This window comes from Caenispirillum salinarum (assembly GCF_044803115.1).
Classification (GTDB): Bacteria; Pseudomonadota; Alphaproteobacteria; order Rhodospirillales; family Rhodospirillaceae; genus Caenispirillum; species Caenispirillum salinarum_A.
Genome location: NZ_CP085224.1, coordinates 4,487,498 through 4,511,291 on the forward strand (window position 1 = coordinate 4,487,498; position 23,794 = coordinate 4,511,291).

General features: G+C 70.2%; 25 protein-coding genes, 1 tRNA gene and 1 riboswitch. Of the genes, 15 read left to right on the forward strand and 11 right to left on the reverse strand.

Annotation, left to right across the window (positions count from 1 at the left end; translation table 11 throughout):
• Window positions 1-155: 155 nt before the first annotated feature.
• The 3 genes from rpsA to aroA form a co-directional block, all read right to left on the reverse strand.
• Window positions 156-1,865 (reverse strand): 30S ribosomal protein S1, encoded by a 1,710-nt coding sequence (gene rpsA / locus LG334_RS20750; RefSeq protein ID WP_404381099.1) that lies wholly within the window; start codon window positions 1,863-1,865, stop codon window positions 156-158.
• Between the two features lie 252 nt (window positions 1,866-2,117).
• Entirely contained in the window at window positions 2,118-2,756 is a 639-nt protein-coding gene (gene cmk / locus LG334_RS20755; RefSeq protein ID WP_404386420.1) for a (d)CMP kinase, read from the reverse strand.
• A gap of 17 nt (window positions 2,757-2,773) precedes the next feature.
• Window positions 2,774-4,153, reverse strand: a complete 1,380-nt coding sequence (gene aroA / locus LG334_RS20760) for a 3-phosphoshikimate 1-carboxyvinyltransferase (protein ID WP_404381101.1) — start codon at window positions 4,151-4,153, stop codon at window positions 2,774-2,776.
• A 254-nt stretch (window positions 4,154-4,407) separates the two neighbouring features.
• Between aroA and LG334_RS20765 the strand changes: the two genes are divergently transcribed.
• The 3 genes from LG334_RS20765 to LG334_RS20775 all read left to right on the forward strand — a co-directional run bounded on the left by LG334_RS20765 (window position 4,408) and on the right by LG334_RS20775 (window position 5,655).
• Entirely contained in the window at window positions 4,408-4,746 is a 339-nt protein-coding gene (locus tag LG334_RS20765; protein ID WP_404381103.1) for a TIGR02300 family protein, read from the forward strand.
• Between the two features lie 150 nt (window positions 4,747-4,896).
• Window positions 4,897-4,972 (forward strand) — tRNA-Ala (locus tag LG334_RS20770).
• 173 nt (window positions 4,973-5,145) lie between these two features.
• Window positions 5,146-5,655, forward strand: a complete 510-nt coding sequence (locus LG334_RS20775; RefSeq protein WP_404381105.1) for a YbaK/EbsC family protein — start codon at window positions 5,146-5,148, stop codon at window positions 5,653-5,655.
• A 6-nt stretch (window positions 5,656-5,661) separates the two neighbouring features.
• Here the strand turns inward: LG334_RS20775 and LG334_RS20780 are convergent, their stop codons facing one another.
• Window positions 5,662-6,204: a TspO/MBR family protein gene (locus LG334_RS20780; protein WP_404381107.1), complete on the reverse strand. Its 543-nt coding sequence runs from the start codon at window positions 6,202-6,204 to the stop codon at window positions 5,662-5,664.
• Window positions 6,205-6,343: 139 nt separating this feature from the next.
• Between LG334_RS20780 and LG334_RS20785 the strand changes: the two genes are divergently transcribed.
• Window positions 6,344-6,607, forward strand: a complete 264-nt coding sequence (locus LG334_RS20785) for a hypothetical protein (protein WP_404381109.1) — start codon at window positions 6,344-6,346, stop codon at window positions 6,605-6,607.
• Window positions 6,608-6,637: 30 nt separating this feature from the next.
• Here the strand turns inward: LG334_RS20785 and trxC are convergent, their stop codons facing one another.
• Both trxC and LG334_RS20795 read right to left on the reverse strand, forming a co-directional pair.
• Window positions 6,638-7,072, reverse strand: coding sequence for a thioredoxin TrxC (gene trxC, locus LG334_RS20790; RefSeq protein WP_404381111.1), 435 nt, complete (start codon window positions 7,070-7,072; stop codon window positions 6,638-6,640).
• 54 nt (window positions 7,073-7,126) lie between these two features.
• A complete protein-coding gene (locus LG334_RS20795; protein WP_404381113.1) occupies window positions 7,127-8,671 on the reverse strand; it encodes an adenylate/guanylate cyclase domain-containing protein in 1,545 nt (514 codons plus the stop codon).
• Between the two features lie 182 nt (window positions 8,672-8,853).
• Here LG334_RS20795 and def point away from each other — a divergent pair, with 182 nt between their 5' ends.
• The 3 genes from def to LG334_RS20810 all read left to right on the forward strand — a co-directional run bounded on the left by def (window position 8,854) and on the right by LG334_RS20810 (window position 10,797).
• Window positions 8,854-9,399: a peptide deformylase gene (gene def / locus LG334_RS20800; protein WP_404381115.1), complete on the forward strand. Its 546-nt coding sequence runs from the start codon at window positions 8,854-8,856 to the stop codon at window positions 9,397-9,399.
• A 76-nt stretch (window positions 9,400-9,475) separates the two neighbouring features.
• Complete coding sequence (gene fmt / locus LG334_RS20805) at window positions 9,476-10,396, forward strand: methionyl-tRNA formyltransferase (protein WP_404381117.1); 921 nt, start codon at window positions 9,476-9,478, stop codon at window positions 10,394-10,396.
• A gap of 14 nt (window positions 10,397-10,410) precedes the next feature.
• Window positions 10,411-10,797 carry a hypothetical protein gene (locus LG334_RS20810; RefSeq protein WP_404381119.1) on the forward strand — a complete coding sequence of 129 codons (387 nt, stop codon included), beginning with the start codon at window positions 10,411-10,413 and terminating at the stop codon, window positions 10,795-10,797.
• A 9-nt stretch (window positions 10,798-10,806) separates the two neighbouring features.
• Here the strand turns inward: LG334_RS20810 and LG334_RS20815 are convergent, their stop codons facing one another.
• Both LG334_RS20815 and LG334_RS20820 read right to left on the reverse strand, forming a co-directional pair.
• Window positions 10,807-12,588, reverse strand: coding sequence for an SLC13 family permease (locus LG334_RS20815; protein ID WP_404381121.1), 1,782 nt, complete (start codon window positions 12,586-12,588; stop codon window positions 10,807-10,809).
• A gap of 37 nt (window positions 12,589-12,625) precedes the next feature.
• Window positions 12,626-14,689, reverse strand: coding sequence for an ATP-binding protein (locus LG334_RS20820; protein WP_404381123.1), 2,064 nt, complete (start codon window positions 14,687-14,689; stop codon window positions 12,626-12,628).
• 112 nt (window positions 14,690-14,801) lie between these two features.
• Window positions 14,802-15,027: riboswitch (cobalamin riboswitch) on the forward strand.
• Window positions 15,028-15,324: 297 nt separating this feature from the next.
• On the opposite strand from LG334_RS20820, the gene cbiM reads away from it, so the two are divergent.
• From cbiM to LG334_RS20855, 7 genes are read left to right on the forward strand one after another with little or no spacing between them, the layout of a single operon-like run.
• On the forward strand, window positions 15,325-15,966 hold the full coding sequence (cbiM, locus tag LG334_RS20825) for a cobalt transporter CbiM (RefSeq protein ID WP_404381125.1): 642 nt from the start codon (window positions 15,325-15,327) through the stop codon (window positions 15,964-15,966).
• Complete coding sequence (locus tag LG334_RS20830; RefSeq protein ID WP_404381127.1) at window positions 15,959-16,465, forward strand: hypothetical protein; 507 nt, start codon at window positions 15,959-15,961, stop codon at window positions 16,463-16,465. Before cbiM ends, LG334_RS20830 begins: the two co-directional genes overlap by 8 nt.
• A gap of 57 nt (window positions 16,466-16,522) precedes the next feature.
• Window positions 16,523-17,314, forward strand: a complete 792-nt coding sequence (cbiQ, locus tag LG334_RS20835; protein ID WP_404381129.1) for a cobalt ECF transporter T component CbiQ — start codon at window positions 16,523-16,525, stop codon at window positions 17,312-17,314.
• The gene (locus LG334_RS20840) at window positions 17,311-17,970 is read left to right on the forward strand and encodes an energy-coupling factor ABC transporter ATP-binding protein (RefSeq protein WP_404381131.1); all 660 of its coding nucleotides are present in this window, start codon (window positions 17,311-17,313) and stop codon (window positions 17,968-17,970) included. Before cbiQ ends, LG334_RS20840 begins: the two co-directional genes overlap by 4 nt.
• A 45-nt stretch (window positions 17,971-18,015) precedes the next feature.
• Window positions 18,016-19,101 carry a cobalt-precorrin-5B (C(1))-methyltransferase gene (locus LG334_RS20845; protein ID WP_404381133.1) on the forward strand — a complete coding sequence of 362 codons (1,086 nt, stop codon included), beginning with the start codon at window positions 18,016-18,018 and terminating at the stop codon, window positions 19,099-19,101.
• Window positions 19,094-19,867, forward strand: a complete 774-nt coding sequence (locus LG334_RS20850) for a cobalt-precorrin-6A reductase (protein WP_404381135.1) — start codon at window positions 19,094-19,096, stop codon at window positions 19,865-19,867. The genes LG334_RS20845 and LG334_RS20850 overlap by 8 nt, the downstream gene beginning before the upstream one ends.
• A 60-nt stretch (window positions 19,868-19,927) precedes the next feature.
• Window positions 19,928-21,307, forward strand: coding sequence for a S1C family serine protease (locus tag LG334_RS20855; protein ID WP_404381137.1), 1,380 nt, complete (start codon window positions 19,928-19,930; stop codon window positions 21,305-21,307).
• 10 nt (window positions 21,308-21,317) lie between these two features.
• Here the strand turns inward: LG334_RS20855 and LG334_RS20860 are convergent, their stop codons facing one another.
• The 3 genes from LG334_RS20860 to LG334_RS20870 form a co-directional block, all read right to left on the reverse strand.
• The gene (locus LG334_RS20860) at window positions 21,318-22,259 is read right to left on the reverse strand and encodes an aldo/keto reductase (RefSeq protein WP_404381139.1); all 942 of its coding nucleotides are present in this window, start codon (window positions 22,257-22,259) and stop codon (window positions 21,318-21,320) included.
• A 75-nt stretch (window positions 22,260-22,334) separates the two neighbouring features.
• Complete coding sequence (locus LG334_RS20865) at window positions 22,335-22,628, reverse strand: hypothetical protein (protein WP_404381141.1); 294 nt, start codon at window positions 22,626-22,628, stop codon at window positions 22,335-22,337.
• Between the two features lie 101 nt (window positions 22,629-22,729).
• Complete coding sequence (locus tag LG334_RS20870; RefSeq protein ID WP_404381143.1) at window positions 22,730-23,209, reverse strand: hypothetical protein; 480 nt, start codon at window positions 23,207-23,209, stop codon at window positions 22,730-22,732.
• A 204-nt stretch (window positions 23,210-23,413) separates the two neighbouring features.
• Here LG334_RS20870 and LG334_RS20875 point away from each other — a divergent pair, with 204 nt between their 5' ends.
• Window positions 23,414-23,743 (forward strand): helix-turn-helix transcriptional regulator, encoded by a 330-nt coding sequence (locus tag LG334_RS20875; RefSeq protein WP_404381145.1) that lies wholly within the window; start codon window positions 23,414-23,416, stop codon window positions 23,741-23,743.
• Window positions 23,744-23,794: the final 51 nt, after the last annotated feature.

Sequence of the window (23,794 nt, forward strand, 5' to 3'; positions counted from 1 at the left end):
CAAGGTAAGCCCTTGCGCACGAACGAATATTTCCCGCTTCAACAGCCGGGGGGCGCCGCCGCGGGGCGTCGCGGACGCCGCCCGCAGGACGCGAAAACGCCCCGTTCCGGTAGGAACGGGGCGTTTCGTCTTTCCAGGAAGGCGGGGAGAAGGACTTAGTCCTCCTTGCCCTCTTCCTGCTTCTGGCGCAGAGCCGCACCAAGGATGTCGCCCAGCGACGCACCCGAGTCGGTGGAGCCGTACTCGGCCATCGCCTGCTTCTCTTCCTCGATCTCGCGGGCCTTGATGGAGACCGAGATCTTGCGGTTCTTGGTGTCCAGCGCGGTCACCTTGGCGTCGATCTTTTCGCCGACGGCGAAACGCTCGGGACGCTGCTCGTTGCGCTCACGCGACAGGTCGGACTTGCGGATGAAGGCCGTGCCCATGCCGTTGACGTCCACCTCGACACCGTTGTCCTGGACCGCGGTGACGGTGCAGGTGACGGTCTGGCCCTTGCGCAGGCCCTCGGCGGCGCGCTCGAACGGATCCTCGTCCAGCTGCTTGATGCCGAGCGAGATGCGCTCCTTGTCGATGTCGACGTCCAGCACCTTGGCCTTCACGACATCGCCGCGCTTGTAGTTCTTGACGGCCTCGTCGCCCGGCAGGTTCCAGTCCAGGTCGGACAGGTGGACCATGCCGTCGATCTCGCCTTCCAGGCCGATGAACAGACCGAACTCGGTGATGTTCTTGATCTCGCCCTCGACGACGGTGCCCGGCGGGAACTTGGCGGAGAAGTCTTCCCAGGGGTTGCCCATGCACTGCTTGAGGCCGAGCGAGATACGACGCTTCTCGGGGTCCACGTCGAGCACCATGACCTCGACCTCCTGAGAGGTGGAGACGATCTTGCCCGGGTGGATGTTCTTCTTGGTCCAGGACATCTCGGAGACGTGGACCAGACCCTCGACGCCCGGCTCCAGCTCGACGAACGCGCCGTAGTCGGTGATGTTCGTCACGCGGCCCATGAACTTGGTGCCGACCGGGTACTTGGCCTGCACGCCTTCCCACGGATCGGCCTCAAGCTGCTTCATGCCGAGGCTGATGCGCTGGGTCTCCGGGTTGAAGCGGATGACCTGCACCTTGACGTTCTGGCCGATGGACAGGGCCTCGGTCGGGTGGTTGACGCGCTTCCAGGAAATGTCGGTGACGTGCAGCAGGCCGTCGACGCCGCCCAGGTCCACGAACGCACCGTAGTCGGTGATGTTCTTGACCACGCCTTCCAGGATCATGCCTTCCTTCAGGCCGGCCATGAGCTTGGCGCGCTCTTCCGCGCGGCTCTCTTCCAGCACGGCACGGCGGCTGACGACGATGTTGCCGCGGGCGCGGTCCATCTTCAGGATCTGGAAGGTCTGCGGCGTGCCCATCAGCGGGGTGATGTCGCGGACCGGACGGATGTCCACCTGGCTGCCCGGCAGGAACGCCACGGCGCCCGACAGGTCGACGGTGAAGCCGCCCTTGACGCGGCCGAAGATGACGCCTTCGACGCGCTCGTTCTCGTTGAACTTGGCCTCGAGAACGTTCCAGGCCTCCTCGCGGCGGGCCTTGTCGCGCGACAGGACGATCACGCCGTCGCGGTCCTCGTAGCGCTCGACGTAGACGTCGACCTCGTCGCCCGGCTTCAGGTCGGACTCTTCACCCGCGCGGGAGAATTCCTTGAGGTTGATGCGGCCCTCGGACTTGAGGCCCACGTCCACCAGCGCAAAGTCACCGTCGACCGTGATCACGGTGCCGCGCAGAACGGCGCCTTCCAGGCCACCTTCGGAACCCAGGCTCTCATCGAGCAGGGCGCCGAAATCTTCCTTCATTTCCATGGCAGCGGCTTCAGCCATATTCACTCATTCCTTTCGTCGAATTCGGTGCTATTCCGGCCAGCCGGTTGTGTCCGGCGGTCTTTATCGCGGCGCCCGGACAATCCGAAGCGTCCGCATGCATGAACAGTCCCTCTCAATGCTCGCTGTCGCCTCGCGGAACTAAGCGCGATGGCCCCGAAACGCGAGCGGGTTCCGGGAGTTCCCGAAGTCTTCAAACCGCGAAGGCATGGCCCCGGACGAAAACACGAATGGGGCCGACGAGTCGCCTCGTCACCCCAAGCGGCCTTCGGTCACGTACTTGACGGCCAGCGTGAACACCTGCTCGGCGTCGAGGTCGGAAGTGTCGAGCACCAACGCATCCTCGGCGGGCGCCAGCGGAGCAACCGTCCGGCCGGCATCACGCGCATCGCGGTCCTTCATGTCCTGGAGAACCGCCGACTCTATAACCTCATGGCCCTTTTCGCGCAACTCCTTGAATCGGCGTTTGGCGCGAACATCCACCGACGCCGTCACGAACATCTTTCGATCGGCGTCGGCGCAGACCACCGTGCCGATGTCCCGACCATCCAGCACCGCGCCCTTCGCTCCGTCGGGCGGGCGCCTGGCGAAGGCCCGCTGGAACTCCAGGAGCGCGGCCCGCACCGCCGGAATGGCGGCCACCTTGCTGGCGGCCTGGGCCACGGCGTCGGTGCGCAGGCGGTCGTCGTTCAGGATCGCCGGGTCCAGGGCGCGGGCGGCGGCCTCGGCGGCCTCTGGATCGGCAGGGTCGCCGCCGTCCTGCATCACCGCAAATCCCACGGCGCGGTACAATGACCCGGTGTCGAGATAGGCATAGCCGAAATGCCGTGCAAGGCGGCGCGCCAGGGTGCCCTTGCCCGAGGCGGCCGGTCCGTCGATGGCCACGACCATACCGTCGTTTTCCACAGTCATGGGGCGGCGGTCTCCGTCAGCGGGTGGATGGCGGCGCCCAGGCCGTTCATCAGGCGCGCGAATCCGGGAAAGCTGGTGTCGATGGCGGCGGCGTCGTCCACCGCCACGGGCTCCGCCGTCGCCATGCCCAGCACCAGGAAGCTCATGGCGATGCGGTGGTCCAGGTCGACGGGCACCGTGGCGCCGCCGCGCGGGGCGGTGCCCGTGCCCTCGACGATCAGGTCGTCGCCCTCGATGCGCACCACCGCACCACAGGCGGCCAGGCCCTCGGCCATGGCGGTCAGGCGGTCGCTTTCCTTCACGCGCAGCTCGGCCAGCCCGTTCATGCGGGTGGTGCCCGAGGCGCAGGCGGCGGCGACGGCCAGGATGGGGTATTCGTCGATCATGCTGGCGGCGCGCTCGGCGGGCACGTCGATGCCGGTCAGCCCCGTGCCGCGCACCTCCAGGTCCGCCACCGGCTCGCCGCCCTCCACGCGCTCGTTGCGCAGGATCAGGTCGGCGCCCATTTCCTTGAGCGTCTCGTAGAGTCCGAAGCGCAGCGGGTTGGTGCCGACGTTGCGCACGATCAGGTGGCTGTCGGGGGTGATCAGCGCCGCCACCACCGGGAAGGCGGCAGAGCTGGGATCGCCCGGCACCATGACGGGCGCCGCCACCAGCTCCGGCTGGCCGTCCAGCGTGATGATGCGGGCGGCGCCGTCGCTTTCGACGCTCACACTGGCGCCGAAGTGGGTCAGCATGCGCTCGGTATGGTCGCGGGTGGCGACGGCTTCCGTCACCGTCGTCCTGCCCGGCGCGTTCAGCCCCGCCAGCAGCACCGCGCTTTTCACCTGGGCCGAGGCGACGGGCGTGGCATAGGAGACCGGCACGGCCTCTCCGGTGCCCTTCACGGCCAACGGCAGGCGGCCGCCCTCGCGGTACCAGAAGTCGGCGCCGAACAGGGACAGCGGCTCGGTGACGCGCTTCATGGGGCGCTTGCGCAAGGACCCGTCGCCGGTCATGACGCTGGTCATGGGATGCGTCGCCAGCAGGCCCATGAGGAGCCGCGCGCTGGTGCCCGAGTTGCCCATGCCCAGCACGTCCGCAGGCTCCACAAGACCGCCGACGCCGCGTCCCCAGACGCGCCAGCGCGGCCGGCCTTCGGGGCCGCCGGCCTCCTCGCGGCGCACCTCGGCACCCAGCTGGCGCATGGCGGCGGCGGTCGCCAGCACGTCCTCGCCCTCCAGCAGGCCGTCGACCACCGTCTCGCCGACCGCCAGCGCGCCGAACATGAGCGCGCGGTGGGAAATGGACTTGTCTCCGGGCACACGGACCTCGCCCGTAAGGGCGGTCACGGCATCGGAGCGAAGCGGGCGGGCGGGCGTCGCGGCGTGGCTCATGGGAAAATTCCGGGTGCTTGCATCTTGCGCCGCCATGATCTGCCCTATATGGCGGCTTGGGACCCCGTGTTTACCACAGCATGAAATCCTGCCAACAGGCCATTGCGCGCCCACCGCTTCCCGTGACAAGAAGACGGAAGGGGCCGGAAGCGTTCGGCGGCGCCATTATGGCTTTGACAGGGCATGCGGTTCATGGCAAATCGCCGGGCCCGTAGATACAAATAGTTATCAGGCTTCAGTGGGAGGACCACGGCGTGGCGAAACCGGAATGGGGGACGAAACGGACCTGCACGCATTGCGGCGCCCGTTTCTATGATTTGAACAAGCGGCCGATCATCTGCCCCAAGTGCGAGGCGGAGAACGAGGCCGAAGTGGCGCCCAAGCTGCGCCGCTCGAAGGACAGCAAGGTGGCCAAGCCCACCAAGGCGGTCGCCAAACCGGCGGCGGCGGAAGAAGAGGAAGATTACGAAGCCGAGTCCGAGAACGAGGACACCGACGAGGACGTCATCGAGGACACCAACGACCTCGGCGAGGACGACGAGGACATGGCGGAGGTCATGGAGCACGTCGAGTCCGAGGAAGAGGACACCTGACGGCCGCCGCGTTTCCGGCGGGTCCGGCGCGGTTGCCGGGCCCGTCAGGGGACGATCGAAGACCTGGAATTTTTCTCTTGCCAGACCCGGGGGAAATCCCTATGTTCCCTCGCCTCAGGCCGCCCCAACGGCCGGAGAGACACAGAGAACGGGGCCGTAGCTCAGTTGGGAGAGCGCTACAATGGCATTGTAGAGGTCAGGGGTTCGATTCCCCTCGGCTCCACCAGATTTACGAAACCCGCCGCTTCGGGATAAGCGGCGGGTTTCGTCATTCATGACCGGCAATCGACGCGCGCCCGACCCCTTAGGCGTATTTATGCGAAAAAACACTTTCAAGTTGATACCCCCTCGGCATCCCTCTACCATCCGCGCGGGGATTTCTCGGGGGAGGGGTTGGACGTGGGCGACGTCTATCAGCGCATCGTGGCGCTATTGTCTCAGCACGAACTTGACTACGGGATCATGAAACACGCACCGGAAGGGCGCACCGATCTCGCCAGCATCATCCGCGGCCATCCGCTGAAGGACGCCGCCAAGTCCATGCTGGTGGAAGTCGAAGGCACCGCGACGCCCGAGGGCCGGGAATACGTGCTGGCCGTGGTGCCGGGCGATCGGCGGGTGGACTTCGCCGCCATCAAGCAGTTGCGTGGGGGCCGCAAGGCGCGGTTGGCGCCGGCCGACCTGGCGACGGAGCTGACCGGCTGCACCATGGGTGCGGTGCCCCCCTTCGCCTTTCATCCAAGCATTTCCGTCCTCGCCTGCGAGCACCTGAAGGCCAGCACCGCCATCGTGTTCAACGCCGGGCGGCTGGACTGCTCCATCAGCCTGTGCCCGCAGGCCTATTTCACCCTGAACCATGCTCGGCCGGCACGCATCTCCAAGGCGGCGAAGCTCAGGGAACCGGCGTAAGCCGCCTCAGTCGCGCTCGCGCAGGACGGTGATGCCGGCCAGCACGGACACGAAGCCCAGCCAGGCCGTGTATGGCAGCGCCAGCAGGCCGGCCAGGCGGTCCACCGTGCCCGCCTTGTAGGTATATGCCGCCGACGCCGCCGCCACGCCCAGCATGTCGGCCGCCGCGGCGGTCGTCTTGCGGTTGCCGAAGGCCATCTTGGCGAAGCCCGCCGTCATCCCCAGCGCGAAGCGGAACAGCCCCAGCGCCTTGTCGCGATCCGGGCTCTCGCGGCTGCGCCACACACGCCAGCACGACAGTCCCATCAGCCCCCACAGTGCCGGCCATATCACCCCCTGTGTCCGCCGGCTGGGGGTGAGTGAGGGCTTGTCCAGGCGCTCGTAGTGTTCGGCGATCTCGGGCTGCTCGCGGGTCGGCGCATAATACTGGCTGATGGCCGCCGTCGCCGCGATGAAGCCGCCCAGGAAGACCAGCCCCGACAGGTCCTGGTGACGGCGGGACGGGCGGTGCGGCAGGCGGTCGGGCAGCGGGCGGAGGGGGCGTGTCATGGCGGAACCTCAGGCGGTGGAGCGGATCACGCACCATCAACAACGCATTCGCGCGCGCGGTTGCCGGGGACCCGAAGGCGGCCCCGCGCCGTTAGTCGGGCAGAGCCATTTCCGCACAGCCTGGAAGGAGGTCCAGACCATGTCCGACCCCGTGGAAATCGTCGACGAGAAGGGCAGCTTCCGCCTGATTCGGGACCGCGAGAGCGGCCGCCACGCCATCGTGGAAGCGCGCGACGACAAGGTCTACACCGTCCACCCTCGCGAACGCGCCGCCGAGCCCGACACGCCCGAGGGCATGGCGCGGCTGGTCGAGCCCGACGGCTGGCAGGACCCCGCCGAGGCCCGCGCCAAGTTCGCCGAGATCACCCGCGAGGGCGAGGAGCTTGCCAAGGAGATCTGGTAGGGGCGGCGCGACGGCGCCGCCGCCTTCCCGTCAGGCGTAGGCCGTCACGCTCTCGATCCAGCGGAGGAGTTGCGGTCCCGGCATGGCACCGGCCTGCCGGGTCACTTCCTTGCCGTCCTTGAACACCGCCAGCGTCGGGATGGAGCGGATGCCGAAGCGCGCCGCCAGCCCCGGATTCGCCTGGGTGTCCACCTTCAGCAGGCGCACGTCCGGCTCCAGGTGCGCCGCGGCCTGCTCGTAGGCCGGCGCCATCATGCGGCAGGGGCCGCACCACGGTGCCCAGAAATCCACCACCACCGGAATGTCCGTGCGGTTGACCAGGGTGTCGAAACTCTTCTCGTCGGCCTCCACCGGATGGCGGTCGAACAAGGCCGCCTTGCAGGACCCGCAGCGCGCCTTCTCGGCGGGCTTGTCCTCGGGCACGCGGTTGGTGGCGAGGCACTGCGGGCAGGCGATCTGGGACATGGAGCACTCCTTCGCGGGCGATGACCAGAATATGCCCGTCTATATGAGCATCTTCTAATGACTCGGCAAGGGCGGTGTCAGCGCCCCGACCTCCGGCGCGAACAGGGCGACGGGCCGCGACAGGCCCTTGAGGCGGCCCGCGCCCACCGCCCGCGCCGCGCCGCCCAGGTGCGTCGCCACAGCCTCGGAGATCAGGACGGGCTCGCCCACCGTTCGCGTTTCCGCCTCCAGGCGCGCGGCGATGTTCACCGTCGAACCGATGACCGTGAACTCCAGCCGGTCGGGGCTGCCGATGGTGCCCGCCACCGCCGGCCCGGCATGGATGCCGATGCCGTGGGACAGGCGCAGGCCATCCGCCCGACCGGCGTTGAACGCCGCCAGCCGGGTGCGCATCTCCAGCGCCGCGTCCACCGCCAGGCGCTCGGGCGTGCGGCCTTCCGGGCAGGGCGCCAAGCCGAAAACCGCCATCACCGCGTCGCCGATCAACTTGTCGACCATACCGTGGTGGGCGTGGACCGCCGCCACCATCTCGGCGAAATAGGCGTTGAGCAGCGCCGTCACCTCTTCCGGCTCCAGGCGCTCGGCCAGCGGCGTGAAATCGCGCAGGTCGCACATCAGAACGGCGACGTGGCGGCGTTCCCCGTGCAGGCGGACGGTTCCCTCCGCGGCCTGGGCGAGCACGGTTTCCGCCACCTCCGGCGAGACGAAGCGGCCGAAGGCGTCGCGGATTCGCTCGCGCTGGCGCAGGCCGGCGGCCATGGTATTGATGCCGCCGGCCACCCGGCCCAGCTCGTCGGGCCGGGTGGCGTCCAGCGCCACGTCGTAACGCCCGCCGGAGACCGCATCCAGGCTGTCGACGATCGCCACCGTGTCGCGCCTGAGCGACCGTCCGTAGTGGCCGGCCACCAGCAGGGCGGCACCGACGAAGACGGCGGCGATGAACAGCACCTCCACCACGATCACCGGCTCGGCATAGCCTTCCTCCACCTGGCGCACGGCCATCATGACCAGCGCCGCCGCCGGCGCCACCGCGAAGGCGGACGCGCTTTCCGTCAAACGGCGGACGATGCGCTCCTCCAGCCGCCGCGCGGTGGCGCCGGGGGTGTCGTCGACGAGTCCGGTCTCGGTGCCGCGCTTGCGCAGCAGGTCCTCCAGCAGGGTGTACTCGAACTGGGCGATCAGGCCGGCGCCGAGAACCCAGAAGCCCGTCGCGAGCTTGAGGTAGCTGAGCAGCGGATACGCCTCGTAGGTCAGGCCGTGCAGGGTCATGGCCTTCAGGCCCGCGATCCCCCAGCTGATGACCGCGATGCGCCAGCCGTGGCGGGCGAGGCTCACCGAGTCCGGCGCCGGCCAATAGACCCAGAGAATCTGGCGCAGCACGATCTGCACCGCCATCACGAGGGCCAGCCCTTCCAGCAGCGTCAGGAACGGCAGGTCGTCCATGAAGGGGCAGACGAACTGGTTGTAGACGGCCAGGAACAGGCTCGCCGGCACGATGGAGGCATGGGCCTTCAGCACGTCGGTTCCGGGCAGCACATGCCACAGGGTGCGCGGCGCAGCCGGGGCGCCGGCGGCGGACGCGGTGGTGGCGGCGGTCATGGCGCGGTATTCCTCCCCTTTTCCTCCCCCATGGAGACCGCCAGTATGGCACGGGCCCTGGCCGCCGTCCCTTCACAAGGACGTGGAGCGGGGCCGTGCGCCGGGGCGGCGCGCTTGACGGGGCGAGGCCCGGCGATTATCTCCACAATCTCTCCTACCACGCTTGTCATGAAACGGACGCCATGGCCCTGCTTCCCATCCTCGTCGCTCCCGATCCGCGCCTGAAGACCAAGGCCAAGCCGGTGGAGAAGGTCGACGCCGAGACCGCCCAGCTCATGGAAGACATGCTGGAGACCATGTACGCCGCGCCGGGCATCGGCCTGGCGGCCCCGCAGGTGGGCGTGTCCAAGCGGGTGATCGTGGTCGACGTGGCGCCGGAGGGGGAAAAGAACCCGCTCCGCATGGCGAACCCGGAAATCCTCTGGGCCAGCGACGACCTGCGCGAATACGAGGAAGGCTGCCTGTCCCTGCCCGAGCAGTACGACGCCGTCACCCGGCCCGACCGCGTGAAGGTCCGCTTCCTGGACCACCAGAACGAAATCCGCGAGATCGAGGCCGACGGCCTGCTGGCGACCTGCATCCAGCATGAGATCGACCACCTGGACGGCAAGCTGTTCGTCGATTACCTGTCGTCGCTTCGCCGCAACATGGTGCTGCGCAAGCTGACCAAGCTGAAAAAGTCCGACCCGGACCTCGGCCAGCCAAAAAAGGTGGCCGCAGAGGTTTAGGGGTAAGGGCAGGTCCAGTTTCCACCGGCCGGTGCGTCTCGCCCGGCCGGTTTTCACGAGGGGGATCAGTCACGCCATGCGCGTCGTGTTCATGGGAACGCCCGACTTCTCGGTGCCCATCCTGGAGGCGCTTGCCGAGCGTCACGAGGTCATCTGCGTCTATTGCCAGCCGCCCCGCCCCGCCGGGCGCGGCCAGAAGGAACGGCCGAGCCCCGTCCACGCCCGCGCCGAAGCACTGGGCATCCCCGTCCGCACGCCGAAAAGCCTGAAGGGCGAGGACGAACAGGCCGCCTTCGACGACCTGGACACCGACGTGGCGGTGGTTGCCGCCTACGGGCTGATTCTGCCGGAACCCGTGCTGGAGGCGCCCAAGCTCGGCTGCCTGAACGTGCACGCGAGCCTGCTGCCGCGCTGGCGCGGGGCGGCCCCCATCCAGCGCGCCATCATGGAAGGCGACACCGAAACCGGCGTCACCATCATGGAGATGGAGGCGGGGCTGGACACCGGTCCCATGCTGCTCAAGCGGTCCGTGCCCATCACCGACCGCACCACGGCCGGCGCGCTTCACGACACGCTCTCGGCCCTGGGGGCTTCGCTGATGGTGGAGGCCCTGGACGGCATCCTGGCCGGCGAGCTGGAGGCCGAGGAACAGCCCGAGGAGGGCGTGACCTACGCCGCCAAGATCAGCAAGGCGGAAGCCCGCATCGACTTCGCCCACCGCGCGCCCTGGATCATGCGCCAGGTCCACGGCCTGTCGCCCTTCCCCGGCGCGTGGTGCGAGATCAACGGCGAGCGCGTGAAGGTTCTGGCCTGCGAGGCCGCCGAGGGGCGGCAGGACGCCGCGCCCGGCACGGTGCTGGACGACGACCTGCTGATCGCCTGCGCTGACGGCACGGCCATCCGGCCCACCCGCCTGCAACGCGCCGGCAAGGGCGCGGCCGACCGCGACGCCTTCCTGCGCGGCTTCCGCGTGGCGCCCGGCGACGTGGCGGGCTGAGGGAGAGACGGACGATGACCAGCCCCGCCCCCGACGCCCTGCCGTTCACCGTCGAGCTTCCGATTCTGGCCGCCGTGCTGGTCCACAACCACGCCATCCGCAAGGCCTTCGCCGCCGTGCTGCCGCCGGAAACGGTGGTGCGCGACTGGTTCGACCTGACCGAGGCGCTGGGCGACGGCGACCGCTGCGGCCAACTCGTCGCCGGCTGGAAGGGCAACAAGTCGGAAAGCCTGGTGCTGGCCTGCGTGCTGATGAAGGCCGATTTCGCCGGCCGTGCGGATCCCCTCATGCCCCGCGTCTTCACCACCTGGGACGGGCTGGATGCGCGCAACAAGGCCATGGTGCTGGACATGCTGGAAGGCGTGGACGACACCGACGCCTTCGAGGGGCCGGCGGTCTGAGGCACTCCCTCAGAACTCGTAGAACACCGAGATCATGGCGATGCCCGTCGCGCCCACGATGATGTTCATGGGGATGCCGACGCGCAGGAAGTCGGTGAAGCGGTAGCCGCCGGCGCCGTAGACCAGCGTGTTGGTCTGGTAGCCGATCGGCGTGGCGAAGCTGGCCGACGCGGCGAACATCACGCCGACCAGGAAGGGCCGCGGGTCCAGGCCCATCTGCTCGGCGATGCCGATGACGATGGGGGTGATGAGCACCGCGATGGCGTTGTTTGAGATCAGCTCCGTCATCAGCGACGTCAGCGCGTAGATCACCGCCAGCACGCCGATGGGCGGCAGGCCGTCCACCACCGGCATGATGGCGTCGACGATCAGCTTCATGGCGCCCGTGGTCTCCATGGACCGGCTGACCGCCAGCATGCCGAAGATCATCACGAGAATCCGCCAGTCGACCGAGCGATAGGCTTCCTCGGGATCGATGCAGCGGGTCAGGATCACCGCCGCCACCGCGATGATCGCCAGCGCCGCGATGGGCAGCACCTCCAGCGCCGCCAGCGCCATCACCGCCATCACCGCGCCCAGCACGATGGGCGCCTTGGAGCGGCGGAAGGCGCGCTCCTGCGGTTCACTCAGGTTGACGATGCCCTGCTCGTCGGACAGGCGGCGGACGTCGTCGGGCGAGCCCTCCAGCAGCAGCGTGTCGCCGACGCGCAGGGGCACGGCCTCCAGCTTGGCGCCGATGTTGGCCCCGCGCCGGTGCATGGCCAGCGGGTAGACACCGTAGCGCCGGCGCAGGCGCAGGTGGCGCAGCGTCTTGTTGAGCATGGGGCTTTCCGGCGCCAGAAGGCCTTCCACCACCACGGTGCGGCGGCTGCCCACGGGCTCCAGCGCATGGGCGTCGTGGAAGGCCACCGCGCCTTCCTCGCGCAGGGACATGACCTCGGCCACCGGCGTCTTCAGGATCACCCGGTCGCCGGCGCGCAGGGTGATCTCGTCGAACTCGCGGCGCAGCGACTCGTCGCCGCGGATGACGTCCAGCAGGCGGCGGTCGTGGCGGTTGAACAGCGATGCCTCGCGCGGGTTGGTGCCGACCAGGGGCGAGCCTTCGGGAATGACCACCTCGGCCAGGAAGCGCGGCCGGTCGCCGTCGGCCATGAGGCTGGTCACCGTCTCGCGGTCGGGCAGCACGTGGCGGCCGATCAGCGTCAGGTACAGCAGGCCGACCATCGCCATCACCAGGCCGGGCAGGGTGATCTCGAACATGCCGAAGGGCTCCATCCCATGCTCGCGCGCCACGCCGTCCACCAGCAGGTTGGTCGAGGTGCCGATCAGCGTGGTGGTGCCGCCCAGGATGGCCGCGTAGGACAGCGGTATCAGGTAGCGCGACGGCGAATCGCCCAGGCGCGTCGCCAGCTTGATGACGACGGGGATCAGCACGATCACGACCGGCGTGTTGTTGATGAAGGCAGACACCACCACGACCACCATGATCAGCGCCGCCAGCGCCAGCCCCGGCCGACGGCTGGCGATCGACGACACCGCCTCGCCGAAAGCCTCGATGGCGCCGGTTCGCATCAGCGCGCCCGACAGGATGAACATCGCCGCCACCGTGATGGGCGCGGCATTGGAGAAGACGCCCAGCACTTCGTTCGTCGGCAGGATGCCGGTCGCCAGAAGCGCGGCGACGCCGCCCAGCACGATGGAATCGGGCGGGAACCTCTCGCTGACGAAAGCCGCGAAGATGACGACCAGCAGGGCCAGGACGAACAGCGCGGACGGGTCGGGCATGGTCATAAGGGCGGACGCCCCCGGTGGTGGCAGGAACCCGTGACTATACCCGCGCCGATTTCTCGGGCATAGGGGCCTCGTGGACCGTTTCCGCCTCGCTCCCGCCGTCTGGCGCACCGGCCGGTTCGGCACCGGCGACAGCGGGAAGGGTGAAGTGGAAGGCGCTGCCGTCGCCGGTCTGCGAGGTCACCCAGATGCGACCGCCGTGGCGCTCCACGACGCGCTGGCAGATGGCGAGCCCCACGCCCGTGCCCTCGGCGGCGTCCGGCGCGTGCAGGCGCTTGAACAGAATGAAGACCTCTTTCTGATACTCCGACGCGATGCCGATGCCGTTGTCGCGCACCGTGATGGTCCAGTGCCCGCCGGTCCGCGCCAGCCGGGCCGAGACCTCGATCCGCGGCGGCCGGCCGGGGTCGCGGAACTTGAGGGCGTTGCCGATCAGGTTCTGGAACACCTGCGTCAGTTCCATGCGGTCCACCGCCACATGCGGCAGCACCGCCTCGGCTTCCACAACGGCGCCGGCCTCATGGATGGCGTCGGCCAGGTTCTCCAGCGCCATGTCCAGCGCCTCGCCGGCCGGACAGGTCGACGTCGCCGGCGGCGTTCCGTTCAGCCGGGAGTACGACAGCAGCCCCTGCACCAGCGCCCGCATGCGCAGGGCGCCCGTCTCGATGAAGTCCAGGAAGGCGCGCCCGTCCTCGTCCAACTGGCCGGCATAGCGCCGGCGGGTCAGCTGGGCATAGGCGACCATGGTCCGCACCGGTTCCTGGAGGTCGTGGGAGGCGATGTAGGCGAACCGTTCCAGTTCGCTGTTCGAACGGGTCAGTTCGTCGAGCGTGCGGCGCAGGACATCCTCGGTGGCCTTGCGTTCGGTGATGTCGGTCAGCACGGCGACCACGCCGCCGCCGCGCGGCCCGGCGCCCTGCGACACCGGGGCGCAGGCCACCTCGAAGGCGCGGCGGCCGCGCCAGACGGTGGCGGTGGTCGGGGCGCCGGCCAGGGCGGCGTCGAACAGATCCCCGAAGCCCGACAGGTGGCCATAGGCCTCGCGCAGCGGCCGGCCCAGGGGCCCGGTGCCGTCGGGCGGGGCGATGGCCGGCGCCTCGCGGCCGTCGGCCAGCATCACCGCCCCGTCGGCATCGGTGACGACAAGCGCCACCGGCGCCGCCGCGATCACATGGCGCAGGCGCGAGCGGCTGGCCGCCAGGGCCTCGGCCTGGGCCAGGCGCTCGGCGTCGTCGGCGGCCACGCGGTGGGCGAGCCGGCGGGCACGGCGCAGGAAGACGACCAGCAGCCCCAGCATTGCCAGCGACAACGCCGCCATGACCGCCAGCACGATGCCGTCCATGCGGTCGCCGGGGATCACCGGCCGCCACACAGCCGCAGCCAGCGGAGCGCCGCGCAGGGTTTCAAGCACGCTGCCGGCGGCATGGGTTCCGGCCTCCGACGCCGCCACGAGCCGCAAGTCGCGAAGGTTGAAGGCCGCCCCCAGCTCCGCCAGCCAGGCCGAATCGAGCACGCGGGCCACCAGCAGCACGCTGTTCGGGTCGGGCGGCACGGGGCTGTCGGCTTCCTCGGGCACGAAGGGCATGGCGGCGGCCAGCGCCGGCCGGCCGTCAAGCTGGATGATCCCGGCCGCGCCCGCGGGCTTGGGCTCGCGCGGTGCGGCGCGGGCGGCCTCCAGCAGCGCCAGCGATCCCTGGCCCAGGGCCGCGGGGGTCGGAATTTCCATGCGCTCGCCGTCCACCGCGCCGTACAGCGCCACGCCGTCGCCCCGCAGGACGAGGGAATAGCCGATACCGAAGCCGTCCTGAAGGTAGCCGCCCAGGTTGTTGTCGGCCCAGGCCGGGTCCAGGTCGATCAGCACCTTGCGGATGGAATCGTCCCACCAGGCGTAGTCCCTCGCCACCTGGAGCAGGCGTTTCTGCTCGGTCTGCACGACGGTGGCGAACAGGTCCTGCGAGGCCGCCGTCGCGGTGTCGGTGCGGGCGCGGTCGGCCAGCAGCCACAGGCTTACCATCGCCACCGCCCAGACGACGACGATCAGAAGCACCGACCGCACGAGGCGGGTAACCAGTTGCACGGCTTTCGGAGGAGCGGAGACCATCGGGGTGCTTGTCCCTACTGCGTTGGTCGCACCCTACACCACCAAGGTCTCAGCGTCACGCGGATGTCACAGCGTGCAAGCACCGTTTGACGCAGCCATGCGCCGGCGGCATACTCCGGCTGAACGCGACGGTTGCCCCGCGCAGGGTGAAAAGCCCGGGGATGAAAAGGGAATCCGGAACGGACCGACCCGGTGGGGGTCCGGCGCCGGAGCTGCCCCCGCAACTGTGAGCGGCGAGCCGCTTCCGAACATGCCACTGGCGCTCACCCGCGCCGGGAAGGCCGGAAGACGGCGACGACCCGCGAGCCAGGAGACCTGCCGTCGCGACGTCACTCATCCTCCGGGCGGGGCGTACCGGGGGTGCGGGTATCCGTCGAGGTGACGTGCATCATCACGCCGCGCGGCCATGGTGGCCGGGCGGAGCCGTTCCGCCGGAGGGCGATCGGCGATGGTGCGCGGCGACGCCTGCGGGACCAGCGGCCTTTTTTGGCCGTGCCGGTCCTTCCGCGCGATCTCCCCGTTGCCGTCGTCCCGTCGCGGCCTCCGGCGCCAGACAGGAGCGCCAAGGATGACGCACAGTCGCGCCGTTTCCGTTTCCATTATCCTCTTCTCCTCCACCGGGGAGGGCCGCTGACATGCATATTGTCGATGGTGCCCTCGCCCCCTCCGTCATCGTCGCCGCCTCGGCCATTTCGGTCGGCGGTCTCGCCATGGGCCTGAAGCGCCTGGACGCCGAGACCCTGCCGCGGGCCGGCCTGCTGTCGGCGGCGTTCTTCGTCGCATCGCTCGTGCAGGTGCCGATCGGGCCGTCGTCCGTCCACCTGGTGCTGGGCGGGCTGGCCGGATTGATGCTGGGGTGGGCCGCCTTCCCGGCCCTGGCCGTGGCGCTGGCCCTGCAGGCCGTGTTCTTCGGCTTCGGGGGCCTGACCGTGCTGGGCGTGAACACCCTGAACATCGCGATGCCCGCCGTGCTTGTGGGCCTGGCCTGCCGCGCCGGCGTGCGCTCGGGCTCGTCGGTGCTGGTGCCGCTGTCGGGCGCCGTCGCCGGCGGACTGTCCGTCGCCCTGACCACCATCCTGGTGGGCGCCGCCCTGGCGGCGTCCGGCGATGCCTTCATTCCCGCCGCCAAGCTGGTGTTCCTGGCCCATGTGCCGGTGATGATCGCCGAAGCCCTGGTGACGGCCGCCGCCGTGACCCTGCTCGCCAAGGTCAAGCCGGACGCCTTCGGCCTGCCCGCGGGCACCACCGCCGGGGCGGAGGGCCTGCGCCATGCGTAAGCACCTGTTCCTGCTGCTGGCGGCGGCCCTGCTGCTGCCGACCGTCGGCGCCAAGGCCGGCGAGGTCATGGCGTTTGCCTCCACCGTCAACGGCGTCATCCGCGGCGACATCGAGCCTGCCGCGCCGGGCGCCGTCGTCACCGTCACCGGCCCCGACGGGACGGTGCTGGGCGAGACCACCATGGACGAGGCCGGCGCCTTCACCTTCACGCCGAGCCGGGCCGTCGACCACACCTTCGCCGCCGACCTGGGTGAAGGACTGGTGGCCCGCCTGACCGTGCCGGCGGAGGACATCGCCGCCGCCTCCGCCCCCGCGCCGGAGGACCTGCGGGCCCTGATCGCCGAGGCGGTGGAGGCCCAGGTGCGGCCGCTGCGCCGCGATCTGCTCGCCTACAAGGACAGCGTCGGCCTCATGGACGCGCTGGGCGGTCTGGGGTACATCTTCGGCATCTTCGGCGTGGCGGCCTGGATCATGAGCCGCCGCCGCCCCGCCGCCTGACGCCCGGCACCGGCCCTGAAGGCCGGCACCGGCCCCGATCGCCACCCGCGAGGACCCATGCCCACGACGCGGCCCGGACAGCCGGCCATCCGCAGCTTTGCCGACGGACCCGACGCCGGGCCGCGCCGCCTGGACCCGCGGGCGCGGGTTCTGGCGGCGGTGGCCTTTGCCGTCGCCGTGGTGGCGCTGACCGGCCTGCCGGCGCTGGTGGCGGCCGTGGGGGTGGCGTTCGGGCTGGCGGTCTGGGCACGGCTGCCGCTGAAGGAGACGGCCAGGCGGGTCGCCGCCATGGACGGCTTCATCCTGCTCACGCTGGTCATGCTGCCCTTCACCACCCCGCCCGCGGCCGGAACCGAGCCCCTGTTCACCCTGTGGGGCCTGCCGGCCTCGCGCGGGGGGCTGGAACACGCGGTGCGCATCGCGCTCAAGGCCAACGCCGTGATCCTCGCCCTGCTGGCGCTGGTCGGCACCATGCGCGAGACCGTGCTCGGCCACGCGCTGGGGCGCCTGGGCGTGCCGGCCAAACTGGTGACACTGTTCCTGATGACGGTCCGCTACATCGAGGTCCTGCACGCCGAATACGGCCGCCTGCGCTGGGCCATGAAGGCCCGCGGCTTCCGGCCGCGCACCGACCTGCACACCCTGAAAAGCCTCGGCCACCTGGTCGGGATGCTGCTGGTGCGCTCGCTGGAGCGGTCCGAGCGCGTCCTGGCGGCCATGAAGTGCCGGGGCTACACGGGCCGGCTGCCGCTGCTCGACACCCTGCGCGCCGGCCCCGCCGACTGGGCTTTCGGCGCGGCCGCGGCCATTGGCTGCGTTGTCCTGGTGGCGGCGGACCGCCTGGCATGAGCCTGTTCACCCTTTCCGACGTCCGCTTCGCCTACGCCGCCCGGCCGCCCGTTCTGGACGGCGTCTCCCTGCGCCTGGAGGCGGGCGAGCGCCTGGCGCTGGTGGGCGACAACGGCGCCGGCAAGTCCACATTGCTGTCGGTCATGGTCGGCCTGCTGAAGCCGTCGGACGGCACCGTGGAAGCCTTCGGCCGCGCGCGGGTGACGGAGGCCGACTTCGCCGAGATCCGCCCGCGCGCCGGGCTGGTCTTCCAGGACCCCGACGACCAGCTGTTCTGCCCCACCGTGGCCGAGGACGTCGCATTCGGACCGCTGAACACGGGCGCCTCCCGCGCCGAGGCCCGCCGCATCGTGAGCGAAACGCTGGACGGCCTGGGCCTCGGCGGGTTCGAGGACCGCGTCACCCACCACCTGTCGGGCGGCGAGAAGCGCCTGGTCTCGCTGGCCGCCGTTCTCGCCATGCGGCCCGAGGCGCTGCTGCTCGACGAGCCCACCAATGCCCTGGACGCCAAGGCCCGCGCCCGCCTGATCGAGGTGCTGACCGGCCTGCCCCAGGCCATGGTGATCGTCAGCCACGACCCGGAGGTGCGCGAGGCCCTGGCCACCCGCGCCGTGCTGTTGGAAAGCGGCCGGGTCGCGGACGAATACCCCCTGTGACGTTGGGCGTTTCCGGGCTTTCCGGCGCGGTGTAGGATCGCCGCCATGACGGATACCCGCACCCTCAGAAAGGGCTGGACGACCGGCGCCTGCGCCACCGCCGCCGCCCGCGCGGCCTTCGCCGCCCTGCGCACCGGCGTCTTTCCCGACCCGGTGACCATCCGCCTGCCGAAAAACCTGGCCCCCGCCTTCGCCCTGACCCGCTGGAACCTGTCGGAGGACGGCGAGGCCGCCACCGCCGCCGTCACCAAGGATGCCGGCGACGACCCCGACGTCACGCACGGCGCCGTCGTCTCGGCCACCGTCCGCCGCCTGCCCGCCGGCGCGGGCATCGTGTTCAAGGCCGGCGAGGGCGTCGGCACCGTCACCAAGCCCGGCCTGCCGCTGGCGGTCGGAGAGCCCGCCATCAACCCCGGCCCGCGCGGCATGATCGCCGACAACCTGTCCGACGAGGCCGGCGGCGGGGCCGTGGACCTTGAGGTCACGGTGGGCATCGAGCACGGCGCCGAGCTGGCGCTCAAGACCATGAACCCGCGCCTTGGCATCCTGGGCGGCCTGTCGGTTCTGGGCACGACGGGGGTGGTGGTGCCCTACTCCTGCTCCGCCTGGATCCATTCCATCCATCGCGGCATCGACGTCGCCCGCGCCGCCGGTCAGGACCACCTGATCGCCACCACGGGCAATACATCGGAAAGGGCGGCGCGAAACCTGTACCCGGTGCCGGACGAGGCGTTGATCGACATGGGCGACTTCGTCGGCGCCGTGCTCAAGTACCTGCGCCGCCATCCGGTGCCGCGCCTGACGATCGCCGGCGGACTGGCCAAGATCAGCAAACTGGCGGGAGGACACATGGACCTGCATTCCGGCCGCAGCACGGTCGACACCGGCGCGCTGGCCGTCCTGCTGCACGACCTGGGCGCCCCGGCCGAGGCCGTTGACGGCGCCCGCGACGCCGCCACCGTGGGCGCGGTGCTGGAAATCGCGCGCGGCCTGGGGCTGGACCGGCGCCTGTCGGACACCGTCTGCCGACAGGCCCGCGAGGCCGCCCTGGCCGTGCTGTCGGGCGGCGTGGCGGTGGACATCATCGCCTTCGACCGCAAGGGACGGGAGGTCGGCCGTGCCGGTGCATGAGCGTCCTCCCCACCTGCTGCTGCTGGGCGGAACGGCCGAGGCCGCCGCGCTGGCCCGCGCCCTGTCGGAACGCTTCGGCGACCGGCTGTCCGTCACCTATTCCCTGGCCGGCCGCGCCGCGCCGCGCGCCCGGCCGCCCGGCCGGCTGCGCATCGGCGGCTTTGCGGGGCCCGAGGGGCTGGCCGTCTTCCTGCGGGACGAGGGCGTGCGCCTGCTGGTGGATGCCACCCATCCCTTCGCCGCCCGCATGAGCCGCAACGCCCATATCGCCTGCGAGGTCACCGGCACGCCGCGCCTGACGCTGCGCCGCCCGGCCTGGGAACCGCAGCCGGGCGACGACTGGCACGAGGTCGACGACGTGGCCGAAGCAGCGGAAGCGGCGGCGCGGCTGGGCCGGCGGGCCTTCATCACGCTGGGCACCGCCGATCTGGCGCCGTTTCGCGACCGGCCGGGCTTCACCTATGTGGTCCGCATGATGGACCCGCCCGACGACGCCGAGGACGACCTGCCCGTCGGCGCCGCCGTGGTGGGCGGGCGCGGGCCGTTCACGGTCGACGACGAGGGCAGCCTGATGCGCACCCACGGCGTGGACGTGCTGGTCACCAAGGCGTCCGGCGGCACCGCCACCCGCGCCAAGCTGGACGCGGCGCGGCACCTGGGCCTGCCGGTGGTGCTCATCCGTCGGCCGGCGCCCGAGCCCGGCACCCTGGTGGAAACGGTGGACGAGGCGCTCGACTGGATCGCCAGCGTCGCGCGCCTGGACTAGCGGCCCGGCTGCCTCTACACTCGCACACGCTCAGGTTTTATTTCCGGAGGGGGAGCGGGGATGCGAGGGGTCGCGGGTGCGGGGCGGATGCTCCGGGTCGTCATGCTGTGCGTCGCACTGGCGGCCTGCGGCGGGGCCGGGATGCCCATTCCCGATGTGGAAATGCGGCCGCCGCCGGACATCCCCCTCGGCCGCTCGTTGGCGACCATCGAATACGGCGGCGTGACCTATGCCATCCCGCCCGGCACCACCATCGGCGGCTATGGCGGCAGCTGGTTCTCGTGCGCCCAGCGCGGCGATCCCATCAGCTGGCTGTATTCCCGGACCGAAGCCTTCTCCCGCGATTTCGAGGACGCCTTCTTCCGCCGCATGCGGCTGGCCGGCTACAACACGGTCGGCGATCCCAACAACCTGTTCAAGGCCATCGAACGCGGCCAGCCGCGCACCGACTATCTGGTCGCCGGCCGCATCGAGGACATCCGCCTGGACCTGTGCGTCCAGCGCAACCTGCTGACCGGCGACGAGAAGTACCTGAAGACCGGGCGCGGCTACATCCTGGTGGAGTGGCAGGTCTTCTCGCAGTCGCTGAAGAAGGTGGTCTACACCACCCGGACCGAGGGCGTGGCGCGGCTGGACGATCCGTCGATGATGGCCGCGCAGCTTCTGGTCAACAACGCCTTCTCCTCGGCTGTCAGCAACCTGGCGGCGGAGGCGGCGTTCCTGGACATCGTCAGCCGCGACGCGACGCTGTACGCCATCGCCGACCGCGAGACCCGCCCCGCGCCCCTGCTGGTGCCCGAGGTGCCGCTGTTCGACACGCCGCTGGCCGACCACGCGCCCGAGGTGCGGCGCGCCGTCGCCACCATCGACAACGGCCTGAGCCACGGATCGGGCGTCTACATCACGCCGAGCCTGCTGTTGACCAACTATCATGTGGTGGAAGGCCGCGACACGGTGCTGGTGCGCGACCTTGGCGGCGACTGGCAGCGCGGCGAGGTGCTGCGCCGCGACCGCCGCCGCGACGTCGCCCTGGTGCAGACCGCCTCCGGCGGGCACCCTTTCCTGCCCATCCGAACCGAGCCCCTGCGCCTGACCGAGGACGTCTTCGCCATCGGCACGCCGCGCCTGCGGGGCCTGGCCGGAACCGTGACCAGGGGCGCGGTCAGCGGCTTTCCCCGCAACGACGAGGGCCTGCCGGACATCCAGGCGGACGTGGCGGTCAACCCCGGCAACAGCGGCGGCGCCCTGGTGGACGGACGCGGCAATCTGGTGGGGCTGACCTACGCCGGCTTCGCCACCGCCGACGGCGGCCGCACCGGGCTGAACCTGTTCATCCCCATCGCCAGCGCGCTGGAGACCCTGAACATGAGTGTCGAGGTTCCGCCGCCCACCGTCGGCGATCCCTGGGAGACCTATCCCGACCCGCAGCGCGGCGGCTGATACGCCGGGGCTACAGGTCCGCCACCGCGTCAGCGATGCGGCGGCGCAGGGCATCGTCGGGCACGGGACCGCGCGCCGCCGCCATGTTCTCGCGCATGTGGACCACCTGCGTCGTCGCCGGGATGGCGCAGGTGACGGCCGGATGGCTGACGATGAACTTCAGCAGCAGCGCCGGCCACGTCTCGCACCCCGCCTCGGCGGCAAAGGCCGGCAACGGATGGCGCTGGGCGCGGTCGACCAGCGCGCTGCGGCGGAACGGACGGTTGGCGATGACGGCGATGCCCTTCTCCCGCGCCAGCGGCAGCAGGCGGGCCTCTGCCTCGCGGTCGGCGGCGTTGTAGGTGAGCTGCACGAAATCGACGGGGTGGTCGCGCATGATCGACTCCATCTCGCCGTGCCGCCGCCCGTGCGACGTGGTGATGCCCACGTGCGTCAGCTCGCCGGCCTCCTTCATGGCGAACAGGGTTTCCAGATGCGGCCGCCAGGCGCGCAGGTTGTGGACCTGCAGCAGGTTGAAGCGGGGAAGGCCCCAGTCCCTCAGGCTTTCGCGGATCTGCTCGGGCCCCTCGTCGCCGTTGGATGTCCACACCTTGTCGGCGGCGATCAGCCCCGGCGGGTGGCCCAGTTCGTCGAGCCCGTGCCCCACCACCGCCTGCGACGAGCCGTACATGGGCGAGGAGTCGATCACGCCGCCGCCGTGGGCGAAGAACGCGCGCAGCACCTCGGTGCGCTCGGCCCGCAGCTTGGGGTCCTGGCCGACGTTGAAGGTGATCCAGGTGCCCATGCCGATGACGGGGATCGCCTGCCCGGTCGAGGGCACCGCCTTGGTCCGCGCCGCGTCCTGCTGTCCCCGCGCGAGGCCCGGAGGCAGCGCCAGGGCGGCCCCGCCGGCGGCCAGCCCGGCGAGCACGGCGCGGCGGGTGGGGCGGAGGGTGGGCGGCGATGCAGGCATGAAAAACCTCCCGAAAGGCGGCGACGGCTCTCTCGGGAGGTGTGATCGGGCGGCGTGTTTGCCAAGGTGCGCGCGTCAGTCGGCGGGGGGCGAATAGGTCCGCTCGGCGCGCGCCATCATCTCGCGGCCGTCCTCCACCAGGTCCTCGCCCTTGTCGATCTTGCGTTCGCCGGAGCGGACGTCCTTGCGGCCCTCGCGGATCAGCTTCTCGCCGCGCTCGACCATCTGCTGCCCTTCGATCCAGCGGTCGCCGACGGCGGCGGTTTCCTGGCCCTCGGTGCGCAGGCGTTCTCCGAAGGACGCCTCGCCGGCGGTGCAGGCGGCCAGCGCGGCGGCGGCGAGAAGGGCGGCGGGAATGCGGGTCTTCATGGGACCTCCTGGACTGTTGGACGGGATATCCTGAAGGATATACGCCCCGCCGCCCGCCACGGGTTTCCCGCGGCCAGCCGTAGGGCACACTGCGGCTGCGCTCAGAACTCGCGATCCTCGATCACCGTGCCGTCGGGGCGCAGCAGATACCAGTACCCGCCATGGGTCTCCAGGGCCTGGCCGTGGGTCTGGAAGTCGTCGCTCTGGTCGCGGAAGTAGCGGTAGAGTGGCCAGCCCGCATAGGTAACCTGCGTGCCGCCGGGGCGCTGGATGGTGCCGAGGAGCCCGTCCCTGACGCCGGCCCCGGCCTCGGGCACACCGTCGCTCAGCAACGGCGGCCACGCTTCGGCGCAGGCGTTGTCGCAATGGGAGACGGCGGCCGAGTCGCCCTGGCCGCGCTGGTCGAGGGTGAACATATAGAGGGCGCGGCCGTCCCGCGTGGCGAGGTAGCCCTGCTCGTACTCCTCGCTGGACGCGGTTGTGACCGTTGCGGACCCGTCCTGCGCCTGCGCGCCGGCCGGCAGGGCCATCGGCATGGCCAGAACGGCGGCGAGCGGCAGGGCCCTGGCACGACGAAACATGATGCGTCCTCCCGAGACTGTGTCGTATCGGGAACAACGCATCACCCCAGAGAGGGGAGCGCCTGGCATCGCGGAAGCATGAAGGAGAGTGGCGGAGGGAAAGGACTTTTCGACAAACTCGCTCGAAGTATGCCCCACAGCGCGCCAGAACGCCTTCGTATTATTAAGTAAATATTCGCCACCGCAGAAATTCTCTGTTCAAGAATGGCAGCGCAGCGCTCGGTGTTTGGCGCTCCCGCCAGTATTACCTTGATAGTGTTTTCCGGCCACGCCTTCGTCGTGTCGCATTCCAACTTGCCAGGACGAAAGGACACGAAAATGAAGGCAACATGCATGAACCAACTTGAACTGGCCGTGCGCTGGGGGATCAGCCATCGCACACTTGAGCGGTGGCGTTGGACCGGTGAAGGGCCGAAGTTCCTCAAGGTGGGCGGCCGGGTGGTCTATCGCCTGTCCGACGTCGAGGAATACGAGCAGTCGATTATCCGCTCCAGCACCTCCGACCCTCGCCAGGCTCAGCCGGGCGGCGCCTGACTCTCCGAGGTGATGATGGCTGGCTGGCTACGGCCGTCATCACCGCCCTCA

Excerpts from the sequence above, each read along its gene's own strand:
- rpsA (WP_404381099.1), bottom strand. The coding sequence starts at position 1,865 with ATGGCTGAAGCCGCTGCCATGGAAATGAAGGAAGATTTCGGCGCCCTG.
- cmk (WP_404386420.1), bottom strand. The coding sequence starts at position 2,756 with ATGGTCGTGGCCATCGACGGACCGGCCGCCTCGGGCAAGGGCACCCTG.
- aroA (WP_404381101.1), bottom strand. The coding sequence starts at position 4,153 with ATGAGCCACGCCGCGACGCCCGCCCGCCCGCTTCGCTCCGATGCCGTG.
- LG334_RS20780 (WP_404381107.1), bottom strand. The coding sequence starts at position 6,204 with ATGACACGCCCCCTCCGCCCGCTGCCCGACCGCCTGCCGCACCGCCCG.
- LG334_RS20785 (WP_404381109.1), top strand. The coding sequence starts at position 6,344 with ATGTCCGACCCCGTGGAAATCGTCGACGAGAAGGGCAGCTTCCGCCTG.
- trxC (WP_404381111.1), bottom strand. The coding sequence starts at position 7,072 with ATGTCCCAGATCGCCTGCCCGCAGTGCCTCGCCACCAACCGCGTGCCC.
- LG334_RS20795 (WP_404381113.1), bottom strand. The coding sequence starts at position 8,671 with ATGACCGCCGCCACCACCGCGTCCGCCGCCGGCGCCCCGGCTGCGCCG.
- def (WP_404381115.1), top strand. The coding sequence starts at position 8,854 with ATGGCCCTGCTTCCCATCCTCGTCGCTCCCGATCCGCGCCTGAAGACC.
- fmt (WP_404381117.1), top strand. The coding sequence starts at position 9,476 with ATGCGCGTCGTGTTCATGGGAACGCCCGACTTCTCGGTGCCCATCCTG.
- LG334_RS20810 (WP_404381119.1), top strand. The coding sequence starts at position 10,411 with ATGACCAGCCCCGCCCCCGACGCCCTGCCGTTCACCGTCGAGCTTCCG.
- LG334_RS20815 (WP_404381121.1), bottom strand. The coding sequence starts at position 12,588 with ATGACCATGCCCGACCCGTCCGCGCTGTTCGTCCTGGCCCTGCTGGTC.
- LG334_RS20820 (WP_404381123.1), bottom strand. The coding sequence starts at position 14,689 with ATGGTCTCCGCTCCTCCGAAAGCCGTGCAACTGGTTACCCGCCTCGTG.
- cbiM (WP_404381125.1), top strand. The coding sequence starts at position 15,325 with ATGCATATTGTCGATGGTGCCCTCGCCCCCTCCGTCATCGTCGCCGCC.
- LG334_RS20830 (WP_404381127.1), top strand. The coding sequence starts at position 15,959 with ATGCGTAAGCACCTGTTCCTGCTGCTGGCGGCGGCCCTGCTGCTGCCG.
- cbiQ (WP_404381129.1), top strand. The coding sequence starts at position 16,523 with ATGCCCACGACGCGGCCCGGACAGCCGGCCATCCGCAGCTTTGCCGAC.
- LG334_RS20840 (WP_404381131.1), top strand. The coding sequence starts at position 17,311 with ATGAGCCTGTTCACCCTTTCCGACGTCCGCTTCGCCTACGCCGCCCGG.
- LG334_RS20845 (WP_404381133.1), top strand. The coding sequence starts at position 18,016 with ATGACGGATACCCGCACCCTCAGAAAGGGCTGGACGACCGGCGCCTGC.
- LG334_RS20855 (WP_404381137.1), top strand. The coding sequence starts at position 19,928 with ATGCGAGGGGTCGCGGGTGCGGGGCGGATGCTCCGGGTCGTCATGCTG.
- LG334_RS20860 (WP_404381139.1), bottom strand. The coding sequence starts at position 22,259 with ATGCCTGCATCGCCGCCCACCCTCCGCCCCACCCGCCGCGCCGTGCTC.
- LG334_RS20865 (WP_404381141.1), bottom strand. The coding sequence starts at position 22,628 with ATGAAGACCCGCATTCCCGCCGCCCTTCTCGCCGCCGCCGCGCTGGCC.
- LG334_RS20870 (WP_404381143.1), bottom strand. The coding sequence starts at position 23,209 with ATGTTTCGTCGTGCCAGGGCCCTGCCGCTCGCCGCCGTTCTGGCCATG.
- LG334_RS20875 (WP_404381145.1), top strand. The coding sequence starts at position 23,414 with ATGGCAGCGCAGCGCTCGGTGTTTGGCGCTCCCGCCAGTATTACCTTG.